Source organism: Streptacidiphilus neutrinimicus (genome assembly GCF_000787815.1).
In the GTDB taxonomy this organism is placed as follows: domain Bacteria; phylum Actinomycetota; class Actinomycetes; order Streptomycetales; family Streptomycetaceae; genus Streptacidiphilus; species Streptacidiphilus neutrinimicus.
Genome location: NZ_BBPO01000034.1, coordinates 67,522 through 69,754, shown reverse-complemented (window position 1 = coordinate 69,754; position 2,233 = coordinate 67,522). Strand labels below are relative to the sequence as shown.

General features: G+C 72.0%; 3 protein-coding genes. 1 reads left to right on the top strand and 2 read right to left on the bottom strand.

The window, feature by feature from the left end; all coding sequences use genetic code 11:
* Window positions 1-1,011, bottom strand: a 1,011-nt coding sequence (locus tag TR48_RS21745) for an amino acid permease (RefSeq protein ID WP_042369910.1), incomplete at its 3' end; no start/stop codon positions are given.
* A gap of 363 nt (window positions 1,012-1,374) precedes the next feature.
* Between TR48_RS21745 and TR48_RS21740 the strand changes: the two genes are divergently transcribed.
* The gene (locus TR48_RS21740) at window positions 1,375-1,695 is read left to right on the top strand and encodes a GYD domain-containing protein (protein WP_042369908.1); all 321 of its coding nucleotides are present in this window, start codon (window positions 1,375-1,377) and stop codon (window positions 1,693-1,695) included.
* Window positions 1,696-1,767: 72 nt separating this feature from the next.
* Here TR48_RS21740 and TR48_RS21735 read toward each other — a convergent pair.
* Window positions 1,768-2,233: LutC/YkgG family protein (locus TR48_RS21735; RefSeq protein ID WP_042369906.1), on the bottom strand; the 466-nt coding region annotated here is incomplete at its 5' end.

The following is a 2,233-nucleotide window of genomic DNA, read 5'->3' as shown; positions in this document are numbered from 1 at the left end:
GGACGACGCCTGGACGGCCCAGTACATCACGTTCCCCCCGATGCCGTGACCGAACACGGCCCGGGTCTCCTGCGAGAGCACCGACGGGTAGCCCGCGGTGTACGGGGTGGCGTGGGTGTAGTGCGCCAGCAGTGAAACCCCGGCGACCAGGAACGCCAGCGTGCAGGCCATGACGGTGAGCACCTTGCGGGCGTTGCGGCCCTGGGGCTTGCGGAACGCGGAGACGGTGTTGGAGATGGCCTCCACGCCCGTCAGCGAGGAACCGCCGTTGGCGAACGAGCGCAGCAGCACCAGCACCGTGGCCCCGGCCACGATCCCCGAGCCCTTCTGCACCGCCACCGTCCCGGGCAGCTTGGCGGGATCGTAGACCGGCAGCCCGACCGTGAGCTGCTTGACGACGCCCACGATGATCACCACGCCGACCAGGACCGAGAACAGATAGGTCGGCACCGCGAACGGCCGCCCCGCCTCCCGCAGGCCGCGCAGGTTCACCACGCACAGCAGCAGGACCACCCCGATGGTGATCTCCAGACTGTAGGGACCCAGCGCCGGCAGGGCCGAGGCGACGGCCACCGTGCCCGCGGAGGTCTGGACCGCCACCGTCACCACGTAGTCGATCAGCAGCGCCGCCGCGGCGACCTGCGCCGTCTTCGGCCCGAAGTTGTCCCGCGCCACCACGTACGAACCGCCGGCGCGCGTGTAGACCATCACCACCTGCCGGTAGGAGGCCGCCACCAGCACCAGGATCAACAGGATCGCCCCGGTGATCGGCAGGACCAGCGTGAACGCCGCCAACCCCGCGTACGGCAGCAGTGCCAGCAGCATCTCCTCCGGACCGTAGGCGGACGAGGAGATGGCGTCCGGCGAGAGCACACCCAACGCGACCGGATTCGACAACCGCTCCTGGCTCAGCTGCTCGGTGACCAGAGGACGCCCGAGGAACACCCGCTTGAGCGCATAACCCAACGACTCCTGCAACCCCAGCCGGACCCCGCCACGCCCTTCAGCCACGCCGCACCCTTCCCACTCTCTGGCCGCACCGTCACCCGAACCCGCGTGTCACCACCCCATCCCTACCACCACCGCCACCGCCCACCGACCCGCCGCGCCAAGCGAACGAAACCCGGCGAAACGCCACCCGGCCCCGCCGGGACCCGGGGCGGCACGAAGGCCCGCCCGTCCCCTGCCTGCGCTGTCCGCACCGCCGACCTCACCCCGCTGTCCGCACCGCCGACCTCACCCCGCCGCGCGCCCTGCCGGTCGAGGCCCCGCGCTCCGCCGTTCGGCGGTGCCCGGACGGACACGGCGCGGGGCATGGGCGAAGGTGGTCGGGCGAGGCGTTCTCGTGGCCGGGCCGAGCAGTAGGAGAGTGGGATGCCGAAGTATCTGGTGCAGGCCAGTTACACCCCCGACGGGGCCAAGGGCCTGCTGACCGAGGGTGGCAGCGGTCGTAAGCAGGCCGTCGAGCAGGTCGTCGCGTCGTGCCACGGCACACTGGAGTCGATGTACTTCGCCTACGGGGAGGACGACCTGTACATCGTCCTCGACTTCCCCGACCACCTGTCGATGGCCGCCGTCGCGATGACGGTGCGGGCCAGCGGAGCCGTGAGCTCCAAGGCGATCCCGCTGCTCACGGTCGAAGAAGTCGACGAGGCGGTGAAGCGGGTGGTGGACTTCCGCCCGCCGAGCAGCTGACAGTCGACCACACGCTTGTTCGCCTCGTCGGCAACGCCCGCGACCAGCGGGCCCGGTGAGCTCAGCGGCGGTTCATCCGAGCAGCACGACGTCGAGGGTGCGGGGGCCGTGGACGCCCTCGACGCGGTCGAGTTCGATGTCGCTGGTGGCGGACGGCCCGGAGATCCAGGTGAGCGGGCGGGCCGGATTCAGGCGGGGGAGGGCCTGGGGGAGGGACGCGACGATTTGGTCGGCGGTGCGGACGACGCAGACATGGTGGTCGGGCACCAGAGTCAGGGCGCGGCGTCCCTGGCCGGGCCCGGCGTCGAGGACGAGCGTGCCGGTCTCGGCGACGGCGAGAGAGCAGGTGGTGACGACGCTGTCGATCCCGTCGAGTTCACGGGCCGTCAGCGCCGGCTCGTCCGGGTGCTGCCGCACCGCGTCCGCTTCGGCGAGCCAGCCGGCGGGGAGCCCGGGCGGGACGGCGACGCCGCGGGAGCCGTGGTCGGCGAGCAGGCGGGCGAGCAGCGCGGGCAGCTCCGCCTCGGTGCAGCGGTGG